The sequence below is a fragment of the Bacillus sp. 11B20 genome (assembly GCF_056098985.1).
The window spans coordinates 585,732-608,520 of the sequence record NZ_JBLZWZ010000008.1 but is presented as its reverse complement, the minus strand read 5'-3'; the positions used below and the strand labels follow the sequence as shown (position 1 = coordinate 608,520).

Genomic DNA, 22,789 nt, shown 5'->3' with positions numbered 1-22,789 from the left:
TGTCGGTAAGATGTACATTTGATAGGATGAATGGGTATCTTACTTCTTAGGCTAAACCCTGAAAGGATGAACAAACATGAACCGATTGATTCTCGCATCTCAATCCCCTAGAAGAAAAGAATTGCTTGATCTAGCAGGGTTTTCTTATGACATTCAAGCAAGTCAATTAAAAGAAGAAATAAATCGAAACTTTTCTCCTGCAGAGAACGTCCAATGGTTGGCAGAACAAAAAGCAAGTGATATTCAAAGATTATATCCCGAAGCTGTGATTATTGGTGCAGATACGATTGTTGCAATTGACGGCAAATGTCTTGGGAAACCAAAAGACAAGGAAGAAGCGGCCTCAATGCTTCAATTATTGTCAGGAAAGACACATCAAGTCTTGACGGGTGTCACGATTCAGTCAGAGAATAGAAAAGAAACATTTTATGAACAGACAGAAGTGACGTTTTGGGCACTTACGCAAAATGAAATAGACCGCTATATCGAAACGGGAGAACCGCTTGATAAAGCGGGAAGCTATGGCATTCAAGGAAAAGGCGCACTGTTTGTTCAAAAAATAGATGGTGATTATTTTTCCGTTGTAGGTCTCCCTATTGCCAAAACAGTTAGAGTGCTCGAAACATTTGGAATCACCCCTTTTTGATGACAGGAAGGAATCTAAAAGGAGTGGGCATCATGAACGATTTCCCTATGTTGCTAAAGCATTTTCCTCAAGATGAAAAGCCGAGAGAACGATTGATCAAATATGGTCCCGGCAGTCTGTCAAACCATGAACTTGTTGCGATTCTTTTAAGGACAGGCACAAAAAAGGAATCAGTTCTTCAAATTTCCGCAAGACTTCTGCAAACATTTGGCGGTCTTCGCACTATAAGAGAAGCCTCAATTGAAGAAATGTCGAAGATTCGAGGAGTTGGAAAGGCGAAGGCGGTCTCTCTTTTAGCTGCTTTAGAACTCGGCACTAGATTACACCATCAAACGACGGACAACCGCTATGTAATCCGCACACCAGAGGATGGGGCAAACTTTGTGATGGAAGATATGAGGTTTTTACAACAGGAAAATTTCGTTTGTCTTTATCTCAACACAAAAAATCAAGTTCTTCATAAACATACCGTGTTTATTGGAAGTCTGAACTCATCCATCGTTCACCCGCGTGAAATTTTCAAAGAGGCCTTTAAACGGTCCGCTGCTTCATTTATTTGTGTGCACAACCATCCATCTGGAGATCCGACGCCCAGCAGGGAAGATATTGAAGTCACACAGAGACTATTTGAATGTGGAAAGCTGATTGGAATACAGCTGCTTGATCATCTTGTCATAGGTGATCAAAAATTTGTGAGTTTGAAGGAAAAAGGGTATTTGTAACACTTTTTTTTTCAATGTTTTACGATATAATAGAGTTTATGAGTTTTTCCCTAAGGGAATTTTGGTTTAAGAAAGGAAGATACATACATATGTTTGGAATTGGTACAAAAGACCTTGGAATAGATCTTGGAACAGCGAATACGCTTGTTTTTATTAAAGGAAAAGGCATTGTTGTGAGAGAACCTTCGGTCGTAGCTTTGGAAACTGATACGAAGTCTATAGTGGCGGTCGGAAATGATGCTAGAAATATGATTGGCCGTACACCTGGTAATGTTGTGGCACTACGCCCAATGAAAGACGGAGTCATTGCAGATTACGAGACGACAGCAACAATGATGAAATATTACATTAATCAAGCATTAAAAGGCAAAGGGCTTTTTGCTCGTAAACCTTACGTCATGGTATGTGTGCCATCTGGCATTACAGCTGTAGAAGAGCGTGCAGTTATTGATGCAACAAGACAAGCTGGTGCACGTGACGCATACCCGATTGAAGAACCATTTGCTGCGGCAATCGGTGCTAACCTGCCTGTATGGGAGCCAACAGGAAGTATGGTTGTGGATATTGGCGGCGGTACAACAGAAGTAGCGATTATTTCTCTTGGCGGCATTGTGACATCACAATCAATCCGTGTTGCAGGTGATGAAATGGATGATGCGATCAGCAGCTACATCCGTAAAACGTATAACCTGATGATTGGTGATCGTACGTCAGAAGCGATTAAAATGGAAATCGGTTCTGCGCAGCCTGATGTACATGATGAGATGGACATTCGCGGACGTGACCTTTTAACAGGTCTGCCAAAAACAATCTCTATTACGGCAGAAGAGATTGCAAAAGCGCTTCGCGATACGGTGGAAACAATTGTCGATGCAGTAAAAATGACTCTTGAAAAAACCCCACCTGAGCTGGCAGCAGATATTATGGACCGCGGAATTGTTTTAACAGGAGGCGGTGCATTACTACGTAATCTTGACAAAGTCATTAGCGATGAAACGAAAATGCCAGTCATTATTGCTGAAGATCCGCTTGACTGTGTGGCGATCGGAACAGGGAAAGCACTAGAACATATTCATTTGTTCAAAGGAAAATCAAAAGATAATCGATAATCGGGCGTAATTAAAGAGGTGTAAGACATGCCGCAGTTTTTTATGAATAAAAGATTAATGTTGCTCCTTGTCTGTGTCATCGTACTGGTGGCCATGATTGGTTTTTCAGTGAAAAGCGGCAGAGGTGCTTCATGGCCGGAAAAATTAGTGGGGGATACGACAGGCTTTTTTCAAGGTGTCTTTCATAAACCATCACAATTTATTGCCGGTATTTATGGGAACGTACAAGATTTAAAGAACACATATGATGAAAACGAGCGTCTTCGAAAAAAACTTGATGGACAAACCCAATATGAGGCGAAACTTCAAGAACTAGAAGATGAGAACAAAAAGCTTCGCAAACAGCTCGGGTATGTGAACTCTGTTCGTGATTACACGCCAATTCTATCAACTGTTATCGCAAGAAACCCATCTCTTTGGGATAGCTTTGTGATGATTGATAAAGGGAAAAAACAAGGCGTTGACAAAGATATGGCGGTCACAAATGAGAGTGGCGCATTAATTGGGAAGATTGAAAGTGATAAGCTCAACAATTTTACTTCAACTGTAAGGTTGCTAAGCTCAACTGACCAAAATAATAGAATTTCAACGAAAATTTTTGCGAAAAAGGGCAAAGAAGAACTCAATGGAATCATTAACGGTTATGACAGCAAGAAAAAAATGCTGACTATGAATATTCTAAAATCCGATGCAGATGGGGATGTCAAAAAAGGAGATCTTGTTGAAACATCTGGAGCAGGGGGCGTATTCCCACAAGGCTTGACGATTGGTAAGGTGAGTGAAATCGAGCCAGACCATTACGGCCTGACAAAGATCATTTACGTAGAACCAGCGGCTGAACTCAACAATTTAGACCGTGTGATTGTGGTGAATCGCAGCACAAGTACAGCAGATGCATCTGAATTGACGAAGGAGGAAGGCTCGTGAAACGTGTCCTTCTTGCTTTCGTCATGTTGTTTATCTTCGTATTTGACAGCATTTTTGTCGATTTAGTGAAGCTCCCATTTGTTTCAGAGAATCAAATTTTAGCTCCTCATTTCATTTTACTTGCACTTGTATTTATGACTGCTTTTGTGAATCAAAAATATGGTGTGATTTACGGATTTATCTTTGGACTTTTATATGATATTTCATATACAGGCATACTTGGTGTTCATATGTTTGGCTTTGGGGCGCTTTGCTATTTGCTAGCAAAAGCCTTTAAAGTTCTGCAAACGAATATGTTAGTCGTCGTCTTTCTGTCGATTATTGCTGTTTCCGTCATGGAGTTTTATGTATACGGCGTTCAAGCGACAATTCAACCAGGGATTATGCCGTTTAATACGTATGTCATCGAACGCTTTATTCCTACGATTCTTTTAAATACTGCTGCGTCTCTCATACTTGTTGTGCCGCTTAGGCTCTTTTTCATCAATGTGAAACAAGGACTGATCGACGAATAAAAGCAGGAGTTTGTCCAATTAAGGCGAAATGAGTATGTTGTTGAGGTGAGCATCTTGAAAACTCAAAAACAGCAATATGTGACGATAAAAGGTACAAAAAACGGATTAACATTACAGTTAAATGATGACTGTTCGTTTGATGATCTTCTTTCTGGCTTGCGAGAGGTTCTTTTACTTGAGCAATATACAGATGGAAGAGAAGGACATAAGGTCAATGTGCATATTAAGCTTGGTTTTCGTTATTTAACGGAGGATCAGGAGACGCGTTTGACTGAAGCGGTGTCTGAAAATGAACATCTCGTGATCCACTCCATTGAAAGTGACGTCATGTCAACTGAAGAGGCGAGACGATTAAAAGCAGAGGCTGAAATTACTTCTGTAGCAAAAATTGTACGCTCTGGACAGGTGCTGTATGTCGAAGGAGATCTTTTATTAATAGGAGATGTCAATCCTGGCGGAACGATTCGCGCAGGAGGAAATATTTTTGTGCTTGGCGCATTAAAAGGTGTGGCGCATGCTGGATGTAATGGCAACAAACAGGCTGTTATTGCGGCATCTCATATGATTCCAACACAGCTTCGCATCGCACAAGTTTTTAACCGTGCACCAGACCAAAAAGAAGATGGAAATGAAATGGAATGTGCTTATTTAGATATAGATGGCAATATGATCATTGAACGCCTGCAGCAATTGGCTCATATAAGACCTAATCTGACAAGGCTTGAGGGAGGAATGTGAAATTGGGCGAGGCTATTGTGATTACCTCAGGAAAAGGCGGCGTTGGCAAAACAACAACATCTGCAAACTTAGGCACAGCACTAGCAATTCAAGGAAAAAAAGTGTGTCTAGTTGATACGGACATCGGCCTTCGGAATCTGGATGTCGTGATGGGGCTTGAAAACCGCATTATTTATGATCTAGTTGATGTAGTAGAAGGAAGATGCAAAATTCACCAAGCGCTTGTAAAGGATAAGCGTTTCGAGGATCTTTTGTATCTTTTACCTGCTGCTCAAACAAGTGATAAAACGGCTGTGGAGCCGGAACAGATCAAGGAATTAATTCAATCATTGAAACAAGACTTTGATTATGTTGTCATTGACTGCCCTGCTGGAATTGAGCAAGGCTTTAAAAATGCTGTATCCGGTGCAGACAAGGCCATTGTCGTGACGACACCTGAAATCTCAGCTGTGAGAGATGCGGACCGAATCATCGGTTTGTTAGAACAAGAAGATATTGAACCGCCTCGTTTGATTGTCAACCGTATTCGTACACACATGGCGAAAAATGGCGATTCAATGGATGTAGATGAAGTGGTACATCACTTGTCGATTGATCTACTTGGCATCGTAGCAGATGATGATGATGTGATTAAGGCTTCAAACAATGGTGAACCGATTGTTATGGATGCTAAAAACAAAGTATCGATTGCCTATCGCAATATTGCCCGTCGCGTACTAGGCGAATCTGTTCCGCTTCAATCCTTTGAAGAAGAAAACAAGGGAATGTTTGCAAAGCTGAAAGCATTTTTTGGTGTAAGAGCATAATCGTGATAGAAAACCTTTACAGTCTAGTAAGGACGAGCACTGGAGCGCAGACCTGACAACGAATGCGAGGGTTTGTCTACACGCTGAGACCGATTCGATTTAGAATCGGTCTTTTTGTTGCATATCAGATGAGGTTGTCACATAAAATGTACAAACTGTTTGTATGTAAAGGGTGATATCATGAAAAGAGTGGACGAGTACCGAAAGAAAATCGCGCAGCGCCGCAAAACGATGCAGCCAGCTGCTCCTCCTAAGAAGACGGCTTTCAAGAAAAAAGAAGATATCCCGCCATGGGTTATGCTGACAGAGGAAGAAAAGCATTCTGGCTCGACCTCCTATGAACCGGCGTCTCATCAGCCAAAGAAATATCGTCATCCCTTATTTAACCCGAATACTTTTGTGCTTAAATGCTTATTATCAGCGTCCCTTGTGTTGATTGCAGCCATTTCATTTAAAGGTCAGGCAGGTCCGTTTCAGCAGCTGAAGCCGATGATTACTCAGACCTTTGAGCAAGATTTTCAATTTGCTGCTGCCAACCGCTGGATTGAAAAAACAGTCGGACATCCGCTGGCATTTTTAACAGAGAAAAAAGAGGGCCAAAAGGACGTACAAGCGAATCAAGAACTAGCTGTGCCTGCCTCTGGTAAAGTGCAGGAATCCTTTACGCAAAATGGAGCAGGGGTCAAAGTTGAAACATCCGCTGAAGCCATTGATAGTATGAAGGAAGGCTATGTGGTCGAGGTGAAAAAGAAAAGCGACACTGGGCTTACCGTTGTGGTGCAGCATGCAGATAACAGCTATAGCTGGTACGGTCAATTAAAGAAAGCCGATGTGGCCTTATACGATTTTGTTGATAAAGGTGAAAAAATTGGCCAGATTTCGCTTGATGATCAAGGGAAGGGTACGTATTACTTTGCCATTAAACAAAATGAACAATTTATCGATCCTATTCAGGTGATGACCTTTGAATAGATGGCTGCTCATGCTGACGAAAATTCACATCCATCCGCTGCTGTGGATTGTGATGGCGTTTGCGATTCTGTCAGGTCAAATTAAGCCGCTGCTTTGCCTGCTTGTGATCGTCTGTGTCCATGAACTTGGACATGCAGCGGCTGCATGCTATTATCATTGGCGCATTCGGCGGATTTTTTTACTGCCATTTGGCGGAACGGTTGAAGTAGAGGAACATGGAAACCGTCCGCTAAAAGAGGAGCTGGCGGTCATTTTGTGCGGGCCGCTTCAGCATGTACCGCTCCAGCTCATGGCGTGGCTGTTCATGGAGGCTTCTCTTATCTCGCATGACGTCTTTACGATGTTTACCTTTTATAATATGGCGATTTTTCTTGTCAATCTTTTGCCCATTTGGCCGCTTGATGGCGGAAAATTATTCTTTTTGCTCTTATCTATTTTTTACCCTTTCCAACGTGCACATGCTCTAGCCATAAAAGGCTCACTTGTCTTTTTCGGTCTATTGACAGCAGGATTACTTTTGTTTGCACCGCTGCAATTCAATGGCTGGGTGCTGCTCACTTTTTTAGCTTATTCACTCGTGATGGAGCACAGGCAGAGGCATTACGTCAGGGTTCGTTTTTTACTAGAACGGTATTACGGTAAAAAAGAGCAAAAGGTAGAAAAACTGATTCCGCTGAGAGCAAGTGCAGAGGAAAAAGTGTACGAAGTGATGGCACGATTTCAAAGGGGCTGCAAGCATCCGATTATTATTGAAAGAGATGGCGTGAAGATGAGTCAGCTTGATGAAAATGAACTGCTCCATGCGTATTTTTCAGATCGCAGAACGACCTCCTCAATGGAAGAGCTTCTTTTACCGTACTAATGGTGAAAATACATTGACATTTTGCGTCTAGTTTGATATATTTTTTAATGTTATGGATATGTAGCACCCGTGCTACAACCGCGCGGAGCAGGTGTAAAGTGCCTATGGCCCCCTGTATTCGGCGAGTCTGAGTTTATTAGGAGGTGCAGAGATGTACGCAATTATCGAAACTGGTGGTAAACAAGTAAAAGTTGAAGAAGGTCAAACTGTTTATGTTGAAAAACTAGCTGCTGAAGCAGGTGAAACAGTAACTTTCGAAAACGTATTGTTTGTCGGCGGAGACACTGTCAAAGTGGGTAACCCTTCAGTTGCTGGAGCAACAGTAACGGCTAAAGTTGAAAAACAAGGTCGCGGTAAGAAAATTACTGTGTTCAAGTACAAACCGAAGAAAAACAACCACAAGAAACAAGGTCATCGTCAACCTTACACTAAAGTTGTTATCGAAAAAATCAACGCTTAAGGCGTGTGAGTGATATGATCAAAGCAACCATTACTCGGTCATCAGCAGATGAAAGCATTACGTCTTTTCAGATGACTGGACATGCCGAGTTTGCTGAAAAAGGTCAGGATCTCGTTTGTGCAGGTGTATCTGCTGTTGTTTTCGGCTCAGTCAATTCAGTTATTGCACTGACAGGATTGGACCCACTGCTTGATATTGGTGAAGAAGGCGGCTACTTCTCTTTTGAACTGCCGGCTGATACAGATCCAGTATCCTTTGAAAAAGCCCAGCTGCTTTTAGAAGGCATGGTCGTTTCCTTAGAGACAATCGAACGAGATTATCACGATTATGTGAGAATATCAACAAAAAAATAGGAGGTGAACTTCATGCTTAGATTAGATCTTCAATTTTTCGCATCTAAAAAAGGGGTAGGTTCTACAAAGAACGGACGTGACTCTGAGTCTAAACGTTTAGGCGCTAAACGTGCTGATGGTCAATTCGTAACTGGTGGTTCTATCCTTTATCGTCAACGTGGAACGAAAATCTATCCAGGTGAAAACGTTGGACGCGGAGGCGACGACACTCTTTTCGCTAAAATCGACGGAACGGTTAAATTCGAACGTTTCGGTCGTGACCGTAAAAAAGTGAGCGTATATCCTGCGGCACAATAATTGCTAAAAACTCCGGTCATTGACTGGAGTTTTTTTCACTTTTACAAGCAGTACCGAAGATGATAAAAGAAGATGCACTCCATAAATATCAAAGAACGTTTGCTGACTTTGCCTCATTTTCTCCTATACGATCAGAAAAAACAACCTTTCCTCACATAACTAGTGTTTTTCTATGCTGTCTTCTCTGTTATAATTCAGGGAGACATATTGATGATAAGACTCCTAAAAGAGAGACCAAACGATTGGGAGTGCGATAATGGAAGAGATACCAAGTAAAGAAAATGAAAAATTAACTCACGTTGCATTAACAAATGAATTGATCTATCTGCTCAGTCGTTCAAGACACGACTGGATGAATAAATTACAGCTGATCAAAGGCAACTTGACATTAGAAAAATATGACCGCGTGTTTGAAATTATAGAAGAAATGGTCATTGAAGCACAGCATGAATCCAAACTCTCAAATTTAAAAATTCCCCAATTGGCCTATTACTTTCTAACATTTAATTGGGAGTCGCATTTTATCACCTTAGAATATGAAGTGCTTGGTGAAACCCGAGACTTATCAGCATATGAATCGCAGCTGCTAACGGTATCACAGGAGTTGTTTTCGATATTCGATCAATCAGTTTGCCAAAAAACTGAAAATCATTTAACGGTCACGTTCCAAACAGATCATGAAGAAAATGATGTGATCTTATATTTTGATTTCAAAGGAAAATTAACAAGTTTGGATGCGTTAAATGCGTTTCATGACGCAAACTATCCATGTATGAGTATAACGCAATTTCATGTGACGCCTCATGAGTCCATGATTGAGCTTTGTTTGAGGCAAGAACGAGATATGTGATGCAGAGAAACGGAGGAAGTTATGTTTGTAGATCAGGTTAAAGTGTATGTTAAAGGCGGTGACGGCGGAAACGGTATGGTGGCGTTCCGTCGTGAAAAATATGTACCAAAGGGCGGCCCAGCAGGCGGCGACGGCGGAAATGGTGCAGATGTTGTATTTGAAGTAGACGAAGGACTTAGAACGTTAATGGACTTTCGTTATAAGCGCCATTTCAAGGCTGACCGCGGCGAGCATGGAATGAGTAAAAACCAGCATGGCCGAAATGCGGAAGAAATGATTGTCAAAGTTCCGCCGGGTACGGTTGTGACAGATGCAGAGACGGAACAAGTACTAGCTGACTTGACAGAGCATGGGCAGCGGGCTGTGATTGCCAAAGGCGGACGTGGCGGACGTGGAAATTCACGCTTCGCAACACCAGCAAACCCTGCACCACAGCTGTCTGAAAACGGTGAGCCAGGTAAAGAACGTGACGTCATCTTAGAATTAAAAGTACTTGCAGATGTCGGACTTGTTGGTTTCCCAAGTGTCGGGAAGTCAACGCTGCTCTCGATTGTTTCTTCTGCGAAACCAAAAATTGCGGATTATCATTTTACAACGCTTGTACCGAACCTCGGGGTTGTTGAAACAGACGATAACCGAAGCTTTGTTATGGCGGATCTGCCAGGACTGATCGAAGGAGCGCACGAAGGCGTTGGCTTAGGTCATCAATTTTTACGTCATATTGAGCGTACACGTGTCATTGTCCATGTCATTGATATGTCTGGACTTGAAGGGCGTGACCCATACGAAGACTACGTGACGATTAATGAAGAGCTTGAGCAGTACAATATGAGATTGACTGAGCGTCCGCAAATCATTGTTGCGAACAAAATGGACATGCCAGATGCAGCTGACAATCTAGCGGCATTTAAAGAAAAATTAACGGATGACTATAAAGTGTTCCCGATTAGTGCGATCACAAGAGAAGGGCTTCGTGAGCTCTTATTTGAAATCGCCAATCAGCTTGAAACAACACCGGAATTCCCGCTCTATAATGAAGAGGAGCTGTCGGATAACCGCGTGATGTACAGATTTGATGAGGGCGATGCACCATTTGAGATCTCTAGAGATCCTGATGGCACATTTGTCTTAACGGGTAAAGCACTTGAGCGTCTCTTTAAGATGACAGACTTCTCAAGAGATGAATCCGTTAAACGATTCTCTAGACAGTTGCGCGGAATGGGTGTCGATGATGCGTTGCGTGAGCGCGGTGCAAAAGATGGCGACATCATTCGTCTGCTTGAATTTGAATTCGAATTTATTGATTGATCAACAGGAGGGTCCAGTCCATGGGCTCTCCCGTTTTTAAAAGGGGAGAAAACAGGTGAAAGAAGAAACGTTCTATTTAGTAAGAGAGGATGTACTTCCAGAGGCGATGCGAAAAACGCTTGAAGTCAAAAAGCTTCTCGATCGCAAAAAAGCGGATTCAGTTGCCGATGCTGTTCAAAAAGCGGATTTAAGCCGCAGTGCTTTTTATAAATACCGAGATGCTGTTTTTCCATTTTATACAATGGTAAAAGAGCAGATCATCACATTGTTTTTCCACCTTGAGGACCGGTCTGGGGCTTTATCAAGACTGCTTCAAATTGTGGCTGACTCTGGCTGTAATGTGTTATCCATTCACCAAACGATTCCACTGCAAGGAAGAGCGAATGTCACCTTATCAATTAGTACAGCTGGTATGGCAGATGATATCAACACCGTCATGAATCAATTAAGAAAGCTCGAATTTGTCGAAAAAGTCGAAATTCTAGGTTCTGGAGCGTAAAAGGAGAGATCATAGCAGATGAAGCAATTAACTGTAGGTTATTTTGGACCAGAGGCAACATTTACTCATTTGGCCGTATGCTCTTGTTTTCCAAAAGATGCAGTGCAGCGTGCCTATGCAACGATTCCGCAATGTATGGATGCTGTGTCAAAGGGCGAAGTCGATTTGGCGGTCGTTCCACTTGAAAATGCACTCGAAGGATCTGTGAACTTAACGATTGATTATTTAATTCATGAAGAAGCGTTGTCCATTGTGGGGGAGATGACAGCACCGATACGGCAGCATTTGCTTGTCCACCCGTCAAGAGCGGAGAGCTGGGAGACGTTAGATGTCATTCAATCACATCCTCATGCGATTGCCCAGTGTCATCAATTTCTGAAAAAACAGTACCCTCATATTCCTCACCGGCCAGTGGAATCAACAGGCTATGCAGCAAAATACATCAGTGAGCATCCAGATGAAGCTGTCGGGGCTATTGCCAATGAAATTGCTGCAAAAACGTATGGTTTGACGATTGCGAAAAAAGACATTCATGATTATCCGCACAACCATACACGCTTTGTGATTTTACATAAAGATCCTAACGCATCGTTCCCAATGAATTCTGGTTTCTCATCAAAGCCAAAAACGACCATTGTGGTCAGTCTGCCTAAGGATGACCAATCAGGTGCATTGCACCGCGTGCTGTCTGCTTTTTCTTGGCGGAATCTTAACTTGTCAAAAATTGAATCTCGTCCGACAAAAACAGGTCTTGGACACTATTTATTTATTATTGACATTGAAAAAGAAATGGATGATGTCCTAGTCCCTGGTGCGATTCAAGAATTAGAAGCGATTGGCTGTGAGGTCAAGCTGCTCGGCAGCTATCAAACATATGAATTAACGAATGAAAAATAGTGTCCCATCCAGGACACTATTTTTTTAGTCTTTTATTAAAAACCCAGCATCATCCAGCGCTTGAATGGCTTGATCAAGCTGCTTTTGGCTGTAAGAAGTGAGAGTATGCAAATGCACGCCGTCTGTTAGTTCTGACAAGTAGGACGCGCCGGTGTTAGAAATATGATGGACAAAATCAGCGACTTGTTTCCGTGTGCTGACGCGAATGGAGGCCGTTAGTTCACCATAAACAGGGTGCTCAATGATCACATCTTTCACCGTCACTCCAAAGTCTACAATCAAGGTCAGTTCCTCTTCTGTGCGAGCAGGATCATGCTTACAGGCGATGATTTGTTCAATTTCTCTTTCTGGCGCATGCTGCGCTGCCATATACACATAGCCTTGGCTTGTGGCAATAATGGGTTCATTTTTTGCTTTTAATAATGAAATATCTTGTACAATGACTTGTCGAGAGACAGCCGCTTTTTTAGCTAAAAAGCTTCCAGTAAGCGGTGTGTCTGTTTCTTTCAGCCACTCTAAAATGGCGGTTCTTCTTTCTTCGCCAATGAGTTTCCTCTCTTGCTCCACGTCCTAAGCTCCCTTCTTCTCCTTTTGCAAATGCTCAAATGTATGCAAAAGCTGATCGATGTCATCTTTTGATGACTGCCATCCAAATGATAGTCGAATAAATTGAAGGGCATCACGATCTGATACACGCAATGCCTTCACAGCAGGGGAAGGATGGTGATAACCAGAAGCACATGCGCTTCCAGTTGATAGACAAATCCCATGCCGGTTACATGCTAACATTACATATTGTCCTTCAAACCCTTCAAAAAAACAACCAATAATATGAGGCAGCGTACGGCGATTGTCATTGTCCTGAAGTGTACGAACTGGCAGCTGTCTGATTTTTAACTGCTGAAGAAAATAATCACGCAGCTGTTCATCTAATTTTTGCTGTTCATCCAGCCTAAGCATTGCTTGTTCACTTGCAGCAGCAAAAGCACCGATACACGGAACATTCACTGTCCCTGGACGTAAGCCATTTTCCTGAACTGCTCCTGTATATAAAGGTTTCCAAGGAACATGAGCGCCCATATAAACGGCACCAGCACCTTTAGGAGCATACACTTTATGACTTGAGATGGACACGGCATCGACTCCAAGTTCTTTGATGGACACACGTATCTTTCCAAATGTTTGCACAGCATCTGTATGAAAAAGAATGTTCCTTTCTTTTAAAAGAGGTGCTAAATCAGCAAGCGGCTGGATAATCCCTGTTTCTGAATTAGCATGCTGAATAGATACGAGTCCTGTTTCAGGCAATAATGCTTTTTTGATAATGTCCTCTGTTATGATTCCATCCTGATTCGGTTCAATGATGGTGACTTTTACGCCAAGACGCTCTAAGCTGCTAACTGCATGATGAACAGAAGGGTGCTCGACTGAAGTTGTGATGACATGCTGTTTATGTGCTGGTAGTCCATTGATGATCGATTGAATCGCAAGGAGATTGGATTCAGTTCCACCGCTTGTAAAGTAGATCCCATCTGGTTCACCCTCGATCATGGCAGCGAGTGATTGTCTGCTGTAAGTCAATATGTCATTTGCTTTTCCCCCAGCATCATGAAGACTGCTTGCATTTCCGTAGAAATTTTTACTCAGCTGCTCAAAAACATGCAGTGCTTCTTCTGAAACAGGTGTAGAAGCTGCGTAATCTAAATAAACCAACCTATCCATCTCCCGTGTGAAAATTTTTTCTTGTATTTATTTTAGTGTTGTGTAATGATATGTGTCAAGACATGTGTAAATGACAGGAGGGGCGATGGTGTCATCAATCAAAAAAGTTATTGTGGTGGGATCAGGCATTGCAGCGCTTTCCTTTGCAAGAAATATCTCGAAAAACTGCCAGGTCATCATGATGACAAAAAAACAATTTTCATCTAGTAATTCCATGCTGGCACAAGGTGGAATTGCTGCTGCCTTTTCAGCACATGATTCAGCTGAGCAGCATGTGCAAGATACACTAGATGCTGGTTGTGACCACAATGATGAAAGAACCGTACAAGAAATCGTGAGACTTGGAAAACATCTTGTGGAGCAGCTCGTAGCAGATGGCTGTCCATTTGATCAAGATGAAGCGGGAGAGCCGCAATTAGGCAAAGAGGGGGCACATACCACTCATCGCATCTTGCATGCAGGAGGAGATCAAACAGGGAAAACCCTTGTACAGTATCTGAAAAGTCAGCTCGGCTCACATATTCATTTATACGAGTATCATCATGTCGTGGATCTATTGGTTCATGAAGGGGCATGCAAGGGTGTTGTCTGGAAAGACGAGACAGGACACGTACAAACGATGACCGCAGATGCCGTTGTTTTATCAACAGGTGGCTGCGGCTCCCTATATGAGACAAACACAAATGATCCTTCTGTCACAGGAGACGGACTAATGATGGCCTATCGAGCAGGTGCGCAATTAGTGGATCTCGAATTTGTTCAATTCCATCCAACTCTTTTGACAATCGATGGAAAAGCAGTTGGTCTCATTTCAGAGGCAGTAAGGGGAGAGGGAGCTTATTTAGAAGATGAAACAGGCAGGCGGATCATGAAAGGTATTCACCCACAAGCTGATTTAGCACCTAGAGATGTGGTCGCTAGAGCTATTTTTCATGAGCAGCAATTAGGCCATCAATTGTATCTTAACATCCATGATATTCCGCATTTTTCAGCTCGTTTTCCAGCGATAGATGCGATGTGTCAGCGTGCAGGTGTCGATATGGCGAGCGGAAGGCTGCCAATTTCCCCGGGTATGCACTTTTTAATGGGCGGTATCAGCGTCAATGAATATGGGGAAACGACTGTTCCAGCGCTATTTGCCATTGGAGAAGCGGCCTGTACTGGCTTACACGGTGCGAATCGATTGGCGAGTAATTCTCTTCTGGAAGGTCTCGTGTTAGGCAGCAAAGCAGCACAAAGAATTGAACAGCTGCCTAAACAGGAAGAAACAAGTCCACCTTTTTCTATTCAAGAAATATGGATGGTTCCGATGATTTCAACAGCTCAGCTGAGACAATGGATGACTACATTTGCAGCCATTGTGAGAGATGAAAAGGGCTTGCAGACTTTGCTTCATACGTTACAGGATGTCACTTTTCAGCAAATTAATGTGAAGGATATCACAAATGAACAGATCGAATTAAGCAATCAATGGGCATTAGCGGTTTGCCTTGCTAAATCTGCATTACTCCGTACAGAAAGCAGAGGCGGCCATTATCGAATGGATTATCCAGAGCGAAGCGATGCGTTGTGGCAGAGCAGGCAGATTGTTCATGAAAAAGGTCATATTTATATCATGAAAAATGAAAGGATCGGTGCCAAATGGAACGTTTACAGTTAAAACAAATGCTCACTCATTTTTTTACAGAGGATATTGGCTTTGGAGATGTATCAGCTGATGCCATCTTTGGAGACAAGAAAGGAACAGCTCTTATCATTGCGAAACAATCTGGTGTATTGGCAGGATCACAACTGATTGATATAGGGTACCGCCTGTTGAATGAACAGATTCAAACTGAGCTGTTTTTTCAAGAAGGTGATTGGATTCGTTCAGGCGCTGTACTGGCGAAAATAAAGGGCCCAGTCAACGACTTATTAAAAGGAGAACGGGTCATTTTAAATCTATTGCAGCGAATGACAGGTATCGCCACCTTAACGCATGAGGCGGTGCAGCGATTAGGTGACCCGTCTATTACGATTTGTGATACGAGAAAAACGACACCCGGCTTGCGTATGTTAGAGAAATACGCAGTGAAGACAGGCGGTGGAAAGAATCATCGCTTTGGCTTATCAGATGGGGTGATGATTAAAGATAATCATATTGCCGCATGCGGCTCTATTCGTGAAGCGGTAGAAAAAGCAAGAGCATATGCCGGTCATATGGTGAAAATTGAAGTGGAAATTGAATCAGAAACGCAGCTAATGGAAGCCATTGATGCAAAAGCGGATGTCATCATGTTTGATAACTGCTCTCCGGACGAGGTTAAACGTTTTAAACAAATGACGCCAGAGTCCATTCTGACAGAGGCTTCAGGGGGCATTACGCTAGAGACATTGCCAAGCTACAGGGGGACAGGAGTCGACTTGATTTCACTTGGTTTTCTAACACATTCTGCTCCAGCATTTGATTTTAGTATGAATATGGAATTCAGTCATAAAGGGGGAACAGCTCATGTCCATGCTTAATGTATTAGCCAATCAACATGCAGCCATGATGCCAGATGAATATAAACACCGCTCTGATGATGAAATGAAGCAGCGAGTGTTAGAAATCAAGCGGGCTTTTGGATCAAAGCTTTTTATACCGGGTCATCATTATCAAAAGGATGAGGTCATCGAATTTGCAGATGCAACAGGAGATTCATTGCAGCTGGCACAAATAGCGGCCGACAATCACGAGGCTGAATACATTGTGTTCTGCGGTGTTCACTTTATGGCAGAAACGGCAGATATGCTGTCAAACAAGAATCAAAGCGTCGTATTGCCAGATATGAGAGCAGGCTGTTCCATGGCAGATATGGCAAACATGAAACAAACAGACAGAGCATGGGAGCAGCTCACTGATCTGTTTGGAGATACAATACTTCCGCTTACGTATGTCAATTCAACAGCAGATATTAAAGCATTTGTCGGCAAGCATGGCGGGGCGACTGTTACTTCGTCAAATGCTAAAAAAGTACTCGAGTGGGCGATGACGCAAAAAGAGCGGATTCTATTTCTCCCTGATCAGCACCTAGGGCGTAATACGGCTTTTGATTTAGGTATTCCGATAGAAGAAATGGCTGTCTGGGATCAGATAGAAGAAAAGCTCATCACCGATCAGCCGCTTTCCCGAATCAAGATGATTTTATGGAAGGGCCATTGCTCAGTACATGAGAAATTTACCGTTCGGAATATAGAAGAAATGAGAAAAAAAGACCGTGACATTCAAATTCTTGTCCATCCTGAATGCACGCATGAGGTCGTAAGGGCTTCTGACCTAGCAGGTTCAACGAAATTTATTATTGATACGATCAAACAGGCGCCAGCAGGCAGCAAGTGGGCGATTGGAACAGAGATGAATTTAGTCAAACGGATCATAGCGCAGCACCCAGATAAACAAATTGAATCCCTTAACCCAGATATGTGTCCATGCTTGACGATGAACCGGATTGATCTGCCTCATTTGCTATGGTCACTTGAAAGCATTGAAAAGGGTCAGCCGGTCGGGTTGATACAGGTCAATGAAGACATCACGAAAGACGCTTTGCTTGCACTCGAGAAAATGCTCGCCATTAAATAATGATTCAGCCCCTCCTATCAGAAAACAAGTTTTTATCATATCGGCTTGTAAATAGGCATAAATTTATGTTGAAACATATTGTACTTCTGACATAACCGTTACGTTCACGTTTTGCATAGGAGGGGAAAACGTTGAAAATTCATATTGTGCAAAAAGGAGACTCCCTTTGGAAAATTTCAAAGAAATACGGAGTCGACTTTCAAGAATTGAAAAAACTAAATTCTCAGCTCAGTAATCCTGATTTGATCATGCCGGGTATGAAGATTAAAATTCCATCTAGTGGTGTTCCTGTAAAAACAGATCATCACAAAGCAAAAGAAATGCCAAAAACGAAAGAACATCCGTATGTGAAAGAAAAGCCAAAAGATGTCGTGCAAGTGCAAGATACAAAACCGAAGGAAAAGCCAAATGAACCGGTACCTTATGTACCGCCAGTGCCAAAGATCGAGCAGCCAGTTTTTCCACAAGTCGATGTGAACTATTATCAGACCAATCTCTACCAGCCATTCACGCCTCCTCCCAAAAAAGATCATTATGAGAAAAAAGATCACAAGGATCATTTTCATCATGAGAATAAAGACCATAAAGATAACAAGGGTCATTCCCATCATGAAAATAAGGACCATAAAGATAACAAAGACCATTTTTACCATGAAAATAAAGGTCATCTAAAAGATGAAGTGGCAAAGGGATATGACCCGTTTATTCATATTCCGCATCAAAAAGAGGAGGGAAAAGACATGGAGCATGGCAATTACCCAAACCTTCCTAACTTCCCGCAAATGCCAAATGTGGGAGGGGCAGCGGTAGGAGGAGTGGCTGAAAATAACGAGCATCATCACCAGCACCATCATCATGAACCATATGATCCTTATTTTGGTTATGGTCATGGTCATTACATGCCGGGGATGTATCCATATCCGCAGCAAATGGTGCCGGCATCGCCAATTTTACCGGGATCAGGACTATGTTATCCTATCCATCCATATTATCACCATCATATGATGCCATATCCATACCCGGCTCATCCATATTATCCTGCGTATCAAGCGCCTGCTTACTACGGGGAAAATCATGAGCACCATGCAAACGACGGACATCACTGGCATCACCATATGCATTCAAACGCCAATGCAAATGCCAACGTAAATCAAGGCTTTTATCCAAACGTCTCAAATGCAGCATACGACAAGGAAGACTGCGGATGTGATGATGGCATGAAGCATCATCAGCCTTGGCCAGGACATTATCCGAATCCTGTTCCTTATGGCCAAATGGGTGCTTATCCTGCTCAGCCTTATATGCAGCCATATCCAGGCCAATCCGTATTTGCAAGGCCGGAGGAGGAAGAAGAGGATTAATGACAGAAGGAACGATCTCAATCGTTCCTTTCAGCGTGTAGACAAACCCTCGCATTCGGTGTCAGGTCTGCGCTCCGGTGCTCACGAATGTCAAATTCGCTCCGCTCCTGTGCTCGTCCTTCCTAGAATGCAAAGGTTTTCTATTACGCTGAAAAGAAGACAAAAGGCTAAAATCAAGAACATTTTAGCCTTTTGTCACCATACAAGAAGGAACAATCTCAATCGTTCCTTTTTTTGTTTATAACTGACAGCTTGATTTTCTTCCTAACTGTACATGCTAAAACAGAGCCTGTTTCGCGCTCATGAGATTGAATTTGTACAGGGGGTTTTTCGTTTGAGACAAAAATGGCAAAAAACAATCGCATTAGTGCTTCTTCCTATTGGGTTAACAGCATGTGGTACAAATGACAATGCAGGTGTAGATACAAGGCATAATCAATCAGGTCAGCCGGTCGGATATCATTCGAATAACCGTGCAGATGACAATAACCAAGATCATCAAGGACCAGTTTCTGAACTCATGGAAGGGATGAACGGTGGGAATACAACGAATGTTGATTATCGCACCCGTCCTCAAGCCGATGATCGAATGCCTCTTGCAGGTGGAGATGGACGCTACAGTCATGGAGATATGAACTATCATAACCAAATGTCGTTCTCAGGCTACGATAAACAAGAGAACATCCAGCGTTCAAGAAAAATTGCCAACCGCGTCAATAAAATGAATCACGTGGCAGACTCTCAAGTCATGGTGACGGATGAGAATGTGTATATTGCCATTAAATCAGATGGCCGCCTGACGTCAGAAGGCGTATCACAAGTAGAAGAAGCAGCGACTCGTTATGCAGATGGAAGAGCAGTCCAAGTCATGAAAGATGAAGGTGCATTCACACGCTTTAGAGATATGAGAAGAACGCAATTTGAAACAGGACAAACAGGCATGACCCGATAGTTTGACACAAAAAGGCTAAAGTTCATCACGAACTTTAGCCTTTTCTTAAAAATAAACCTTGATGCCTATATAAAATTCGTAAAAGAAATAACAGCCAAACCCTAATAATAAAATACCAGCAATAATGGATGTCCACTTGATCATCGTCCGATTCATCACTTTTCTTGTTAAGGATACAAGGGTGAGTAGACCAATGTCATGAAGGAGAATCCCTGCCAAAATACCGCCGGCAGCCAGCATAAATTCAGATGAATCTGTTTTTGTATAAGCATCTGCAAGTACAGCACCAAAAACAGAAACCCAGAACACAAGATTTCCAGGAGATACCGCCACGAGCAAACCGTTTCGATATGTTTTCACGAATGATTTATTGACCTTTTCTCCTGCTAAATGAATATCTTGATCCGCATTTTTAATGGAATCGTATGCGAGAATCATTAAAAATACAGCTCCGATCAGCCAGAGCGGGATTTGAACAAACGGCAAAGATAAAAACTGAGCAAATCCAGCATATAAAGCCAAGATGAGTAATAAGTCTATGGTCATACCGCCTGCTCCGACAGTTAAACCATGAAAAAATCCGTTTTTCAGTCCCTGTTTTGTCATTTCAACCGTGATTGCTCCAACAGGCAGAGCAATTGAGAATCCTACGACGATAAATGTGAGAAATGTTTGCAATCGACTAGAACTTCCTTTAAATAAATTGTATAAAAATTCTCCGTTTAGATTAATTATACATAATAGGAGAAAAGGATCAATGATTATTTCAGATTTAATTGAAATGAGAGAGATAGATGATGTATAGAAGACTGTATATCAACATGATCCATAACGCTTGTAGGGGAAAGGAACTATTTTCCTGAATCTTCTTTTCTTCATGATGTCTCTATGCTAAACTGATGTGGAATTCAATAAAAGTGACTAGGGGTGCCCGTAAATGGGCTGAGAGAGAAGTATAAGCTTCTTAACCCTTTGGACCTGATCTGGCTCGTACCAGCGTGGGGAAGTTGAAGATGATGCATGTATCATATCAATGATATGCATGTTTATTTCTGACGACGAAACCAGGTTCTTTAAATAGAGCCTGGTTTTTTGCTGGTGCTGATTCCATCCTGTCCGGTGACAAGAAGAAAAGGAGAGAACAGCAAATGAAAGAAAAGAAAAGTGTCCCATCCAACCAATCATTGTTATCCAGCTTTGACGGCAGCCATAAGGTATATGAGAAAGGATCAAGACCCGATATCTTAGTGCCAAAAAGAGAGATCACGCTCTCACATACTGTGACAGAGGCGGGCGACATAAAAAATGAACCAGTCCGTGTATACGATACAAGTGGACCGTACACCGATGAGAACGTTCATATTGATGTCACAAAGGGGTTAAAGCGTCTTAGGGCAGCATGGATTGAAGAAAGAGGAGATACAGAAAGCTATGAAGGGCGTCATGTAAAACCGGAGGATAACGGATATCGTTCAAGGGAGAAGGAGTCCATCCATTCTGTCCAAACTGATTTTCATCATAAGCCGCTCCGCGCGAAACAAGGAGCGCGCGTGACGCAAATGCATTATGCCAAAAAAGGCATCATTACGCCTGAAATGGAGTTTATCGCAATTAGAGAAGAGCTAAGCCCTGAGTTCGTTAGAGAGGAAGTGGCGAGCGGAAGAGCCGTCATTCCTTCGAATATTAACCATCCAGAAAGTGAACCAATGATTATCGGAAGAAATTTTCATGTCAAAATCAATGCGAATATTGGCAATTCAGCTGTCACGTCATCCATTGATGAAGAGGTTGAAAAAATGACATGGGCGATCAGATGGGGGGCAGATACAATGATGGATCTGTCTACTGGAAAGGATATTCATACAACGAGAGAATGGATCATTCGGAATTGCCCAGTCCCAGTAGGAACCGTTCCCATCTATCAGGCCCTTGAAAAAGTGAATGGAGTCGCAGAAGATTTGACGTGGGATGTGTACAGGGACACATTAATTGAACAAGCGGAGCAAGGTGTAGACTATTTCACGATTCATGCTGGCGTGCTGTTAAGATATATTCCGCTCACTGTCGATCGGGTGACCGGAATTGTTTCAAGAGGCGGTGCAATTATGGCAAGATGGTGTCTTGCTCATCATCAAGAGAATTTCCTCTACACTCACTTCGAAGACATTTGTGAAATTATGAAAAAATATGATATCGCCTTTTCACTTGGAGATGGACTTAGACCAGGCTCGATTGCTGATGCCAATGATGAGGCGCAGTTTGCAGAGCTGGAAACGTTAGGTGAGTTAACAGAAATTGCTTGGAAACACGATGTGCAGGTAATGATTGAAGGGCCCGGACATGTCCCAATGGATAAAATCAAAGAGAATGTGGACAAGCAAATGGACATTTGCAAGGAAGCACCATTTTATACGTTAGGGCCTCTTACAACAGATATCGCGCCGGGGTATGATCACATTACATCCGCGATCGGTGCGGCCATGATCGGCTGGTACGGTACAGCAATGCTATGCTATGTAACGCCAAAAGAGCATTTAGGTCTGCCGAACAAAGAAGATGTGAGAGAAGGCGTGATCGCCTATAAAATTGCGGCACATGCCGCTGATCTAGCAAAAGGACATCCTGCGGCTCAAAAGCGCGATGATGCTTTATCGAAAGCGAGGTTTGAATTTAGGTGGCGGGACCAATTCAACCTGTCACTTGATCCAGAAAGAGCCTTGGCGTTCCATGATGAAACATTGCCTGCCGAAGGCGCTAAAACCGCTCACTTTTGCTCGATGTGCGGACCGAAGTTTTGCAGTATGAAAATTTCTCATGATATCCGCAATCAATCTGAAGAAGTAAAAAGAGAGATGGAAAAGAAGGCGAAGGAGTTTGTCAGTCAAGGAAGTCAAATTTATCAGCCATAAAAAAAGAACCTCGCACGATGCTGTGCGGGGTTTTATCAAACCGCTGAAAAGGCTTTTCTTAAAAGGTGAAAAAATGCCTTTGCTGCATATGCCATCATGTCCACACTTGGAATGAGAGCATCTGTTAAATGAAAAAAGACTGTTTTTCTTTCTGGAGATGTTCGTTTCTTTTTCTGCTTCATCAAGGGCAGCCTCCTTTTTCACTAATATACTTCTTTGCAGATATGAGAGATAGATATGTTGTGTGAATTTAAACAAAATTTAAACTTCTTGGGTTTGAATG

The 22,789-nt window shown here is 42.5% G+C and carries 26 protein-coding genes, 1 riboswitch and 1 other annotated feature; of the genes, 22 read left to right on the top strand and 4 right to left on the bottom strand.

The annotated features are described in order from the left end of the window. The first annotated feature begins 76 nt into the window (after positions 1-76). The 16 genes from ACN6NB_RS12530 to pheA all read left to right on the top strand — a co-directional run bounded on the left by ACN6NB_RS12530 (position 77) and on the right by pheA (position 11,961). Positions 77-646: a Maf family protein gene (locus tag ACN6NB_RS12530; protein ID WP_039180386.1), complete on the top strand. Its 570-nt coding sequence runs from the start codon at positions 77-79 to the stop codon at positions 644-646. Between the two features lie 47 nt (positions 647-693). Then, entirely contained in the window at positions 694-1,368 is a 675-nt protein-coding gene (gene radC / locus ACN6NB_RS12525) for a RadC family protein (RefSeq protein WP_029706175.1), read from the top strand. A gap of 89 nt (positions 1,369-1,457) precedes the next feature. Further along, positions 1,458-2,477: a rod shape-determining protein gene (locus tag ACN6NB_RS12520; RefSeq protein ID WP_007501538.1), complete on the top strand. Its 1,020-nt coding sequence runs from the start codon at positions 1,458-1,460 to the stop codon at positions 2,475-2,477. A gap of 27 nt (positions 2,478-2,504) precedes the next feature. Further along, entirely contained in the window at positions 2,505-3,404 is a 900-nt protein-coding gene (gene mreC, locus ACN6NB_RS12515; protein WP_039180383.1) for a rod shape-determining protein MreC, read from the top strand. Next, the gene (gene mreD, locus ACN6NB_RS12510; protein WP_039180381.1) at positions 3,401-3,919 is read left to right on the top strand and encodes a rod shape-determining protein MreD; all 519 of its coding nucleotides are present in this window, start codon (positions 3,401-3,403) and stop codon (positions 3,917-3,919) included. The genes mreC and mreD overlap by 4 nt, the downstream gene beginning before the upstream one ends. A 54-nt stretch (positions 3,920-3,973) precedes the next feature. Continuing rightward, a complete protein-coding gene (minC, locus tag ACN6NB_RS12505) occupies positions 3,974-4,657 on the top strand; it encodes a septum site-determining protein MinC (protein ID WP_039180377.1) in 684 nt (227 codons plus the stop codon). Between the two features lie 2 nt (positions 4,658-4,659). Beyond that, positions 4,660-5,463, top strand: a complete 804-nt coding sequence (minD, locus tag ACN6NB_RS12500; RefSeq protein ID WP_017358134.1) for a septum site-determining protein MinD — start codon at positions 4,660-4,662, stop codon at positions 5,461-5,463. Positions 5,464-5,643: 180 nt separating this feature from the next. Then, complete coding sequence (locus tag ACN6NB_RS12495; protein WP_041086457.1) at positions 5,644-6,435, top strand: M23 family metallopeptidase; 792 nt, start codon at positions 5,644-5,646, stop codon at positions 6,433-6,435. Further along, a complete protein-coding gene (locus ACN6NB_RS12490; RefSeq protein ID WP_047203338.1) occupies positions 6,428-7,297 on the top strand; it encodes a M50 family metallopeptidase in 870 nt (289 codons plus the stop codon). Before ACN6NB_RS12495 ends, ACN6NB_RS12490 begins: the two co-directional genes overlap by 8 nt. A gap of 66 nt (positions 7,298-7,363) precedes the next feature. Beyond that, positions 7,364-7,436: a sequence feature (ribosomal protein L21 leader region), on the top strand. A 12-nt stretch (positions 7,437-7,448) separates the two neighbouring features. Further along, entirely contained in the window at positions 7,449-7,757 is a 309-nt protein-coding gene (rplU, locus tag ACN6NB_RS12485) for a 50S ribosomal protein L21 (RefSeq protein WP_003216781.1), read from the top strand. Between the two features lie 14 nt (positions 7,758-7,771). Further along, entirely contained in the window at positions 7,772-8,110 is a 339-nt protein-coding gene (locus ACN6NB_RS12480) for a ribosomal-processing cysteine protease Prp (RefSeq protein WP_099663499.1), read from the top strand. A gap of 12 nt (positions 8,111-8,122) precedes the next feature. Further along, positions 8,123-8,407, top strand: coding sequence for a 50S ribosomal protein L27 (gene rpmA, locus ACN6NB_RS12475; protein WP_003216586.1), 285 nt, complete (start codon positions 8,123-8,125; stop codon positions 8,405-8,407). 256 nt (positions 8,408-8,663) lie between these two features. Continuing rightward, positions 8,664-9,257, top strand: coding sequence for a sporulation initiation phosphotransferase B (locus ACN6NB_RS12470; RefSeq protein WP_024423157.1), 594 nt, complete (start codon positions 8,664-8,666; stop codon positions 9,255-9,257). A gap of 21 nt (positions 9,258-9,278) precedes the next feature. Beyond that, on the top strand, positions 9,279-10,565 hold the full coding sequence (obgE, locus tag ACN6NB_RS12465) for a GTPase ObgE (RefSeq protein WP_039180364.1): 1,287 nt from the start codon (positions 9,279-9,281) through the stop codon (positions 10,563-10,565). 55 nt (positions 10,566-10,620) lie between these two features. After that, positions 10,621-11,064, top strand: a complete 444-nt coding sequence (locus ACN6NB_RS12460; RefSeq protein ID WP_251219680.1) for an ACT domain-containing protein — start codon at positions 10,621-10,623, stop codon at positions 11,062-11,064. Positions 11,065-11,082: 18 nt separating this feature from the next. After that, positions 11,083-11,961: a prephenate dehydratase gene (gene pheA, locus ACN6NB_RS12455; protein ID WP_024423155.1), complete on the top strand. Its 879-nt coding sequence runs from the start codon at positions 11,083-11,085 to the stop codon at positions 11,959-11,961. 24 nt (positions 11,962-11,985) lie between these two features. On the opposite strand, the gene ACN6NB_RS12450 is transcribed toward pheA, so the two are convergent. Together ACN6NB_RS12450 and ACN6NB_RS12445 are read right to left on the bottom strand one after the other, a co-directional pair. Continuing rightward, positions 11,986-12,528 (bottom strand): transcription repressor NadR, encoded by a 543-nt coding sequence (locus ACN6NB_RS12450; RefSeq protein WP_041086449.1) that lies wholly within the window; start codon positions 12,526-12,528, stop codon positions 11,986-11,988. A 3-nt stretch (positions 12,529-12,531) separates the two neighbouring features. Next, positions 12,532-13,674, bottom strand: coding sequence for an IscS subfamily cysteine desulfurase (locus ACN6NB_RS12445; RefSeq protein ID WP_186315108.1), 1,143 nt, complete (start codon positions 13,672-13,674; stop codon positions 12,532-12,534). A 94-nt stretch (positions 13,675-13,768) separates the two neighbouring features. Between ACN6NB_RS12445 and nadB the strand changes: the two genes are divergently transcribed. The 5 genes from nadB (at position 13,769) to ACN6NB_RS12420 (ending at position 19,597) form a co-directional block, all read left to right on the top strand. Continuing rightward, the gene (nadB, locus tag ACN6NB_RS12440; protein ID WP_474253372.1) at positions 13,769-15,343 is read left to right on the top strand and encodes an L-aspartate oxidase; all 1,575 of its coding nucleotides are present in this window, start codon (positions 13,769-13,771) and stop codon (positions 15,341-15,343) included. Continuing rightward, complete coding sequence (gene nadC / locus ACN6NB_RS12435; protein ID WP_474253371.1) at positions 15,325-16,188, top strand: carboxylating nicotinate-nucleotide diphosphorylase; 864 nt, start codon at positions 15,325-15,327, stop codon at positions 16,186-16,188. The genes nadB and nadC overlap by 19 nt, the downstream gene beginning before the upstream one ends. Continuing rightward, on the top strand, positions 16,175-17,284 hold the full coding sequence (gene nadA, locus ACN6NB_RS12430) for a quinolinate synthase NadA (protein ID WP_474253370.1): 1,110 nt from the start codon (positions 16,175-16,177) through the stop codon (positions 17,282-17,284). The genes nadC and nadA overlap by 14 nt, the downstream gene beginning before the upstream one ends. A 131-nt stretch (positions 17,285-17,415) precedes the next feature. Then, positions 17,416-18,645, top strand: a complete 1,230-nt coding sequence (gene safA, locus ACN6NB_RS12425; RefSeq protein WP_474253369.1) for a SafA/ExsA family spore coat assembly protein — start codon at positions 17,416-17,418, stop codon at positions 18,643-18,645. 334 nt (positions 18,646-18,979) lie between these two features. Further along, positions 18,980-19,597: a YhcN/YlaJ family sporulation lipoprotein gene (locus tag ACN6NB_RS12420; protein ID WP_059375683.1), complete on the top strand. Its 618-nt coding sequence runs from the start codon at positions 18,980-18,982 to the stop codon at positions 19,595-19,597. Positions 19,598-19,642: 45 nt separating this feature from the next. On the opposite strand, the gene ACN6NB_RS12415 is transcribed toward ACN6NB_RS12420, so the two are convergent. Further along, positions 19,643-20,275, bottom strand: a complete 633-nt coding sequence (locus tag ACN6NB_RS12415; protein WP_073979793.1) for a LysE family transporter — start codon at positions 20,273-20,275, stop codon at positions 19,643-19,645. 235 nt (positions 20,276-20,510) lie between these two features. Then, positions 20,511-20,619, top strand: a riboswitch (TPP riboswitch). Positions 20,620-20,745: 126 nt separating this feature from the next. Here ACN6NB_RS12415 and thiC point away from each other — a divergent pair. After that, a complete protein-coding gene (gene thiC / locus ACN6NB_RS12410) occupies positions 20,746-22,506 on the top strand; it encodes a phosphomethylpyrimidine synthase ThiC (protein ID WP_099663493.1) in 1,761 nt (586 codons plus the stop codon). A gap of 35 nt (positions 22,507-22,541) precedes the next feature. Here the strand turns inward: thiC and ACN6NB_RS12405 are convergent, their stop codons facing one another. Further along, on the bottom strand, positions 22,542-22,688 hold the full coding sequence (locus ACN6NB_RS12405; protein WP_167364625.1) for a hypothetical protein: 147 nt from the start codon (positions 22,686-22,688) through the stop codon (positions 22,542-22,544). Positions 22,689-22,789: the final 101 nt, after the last annotated feature.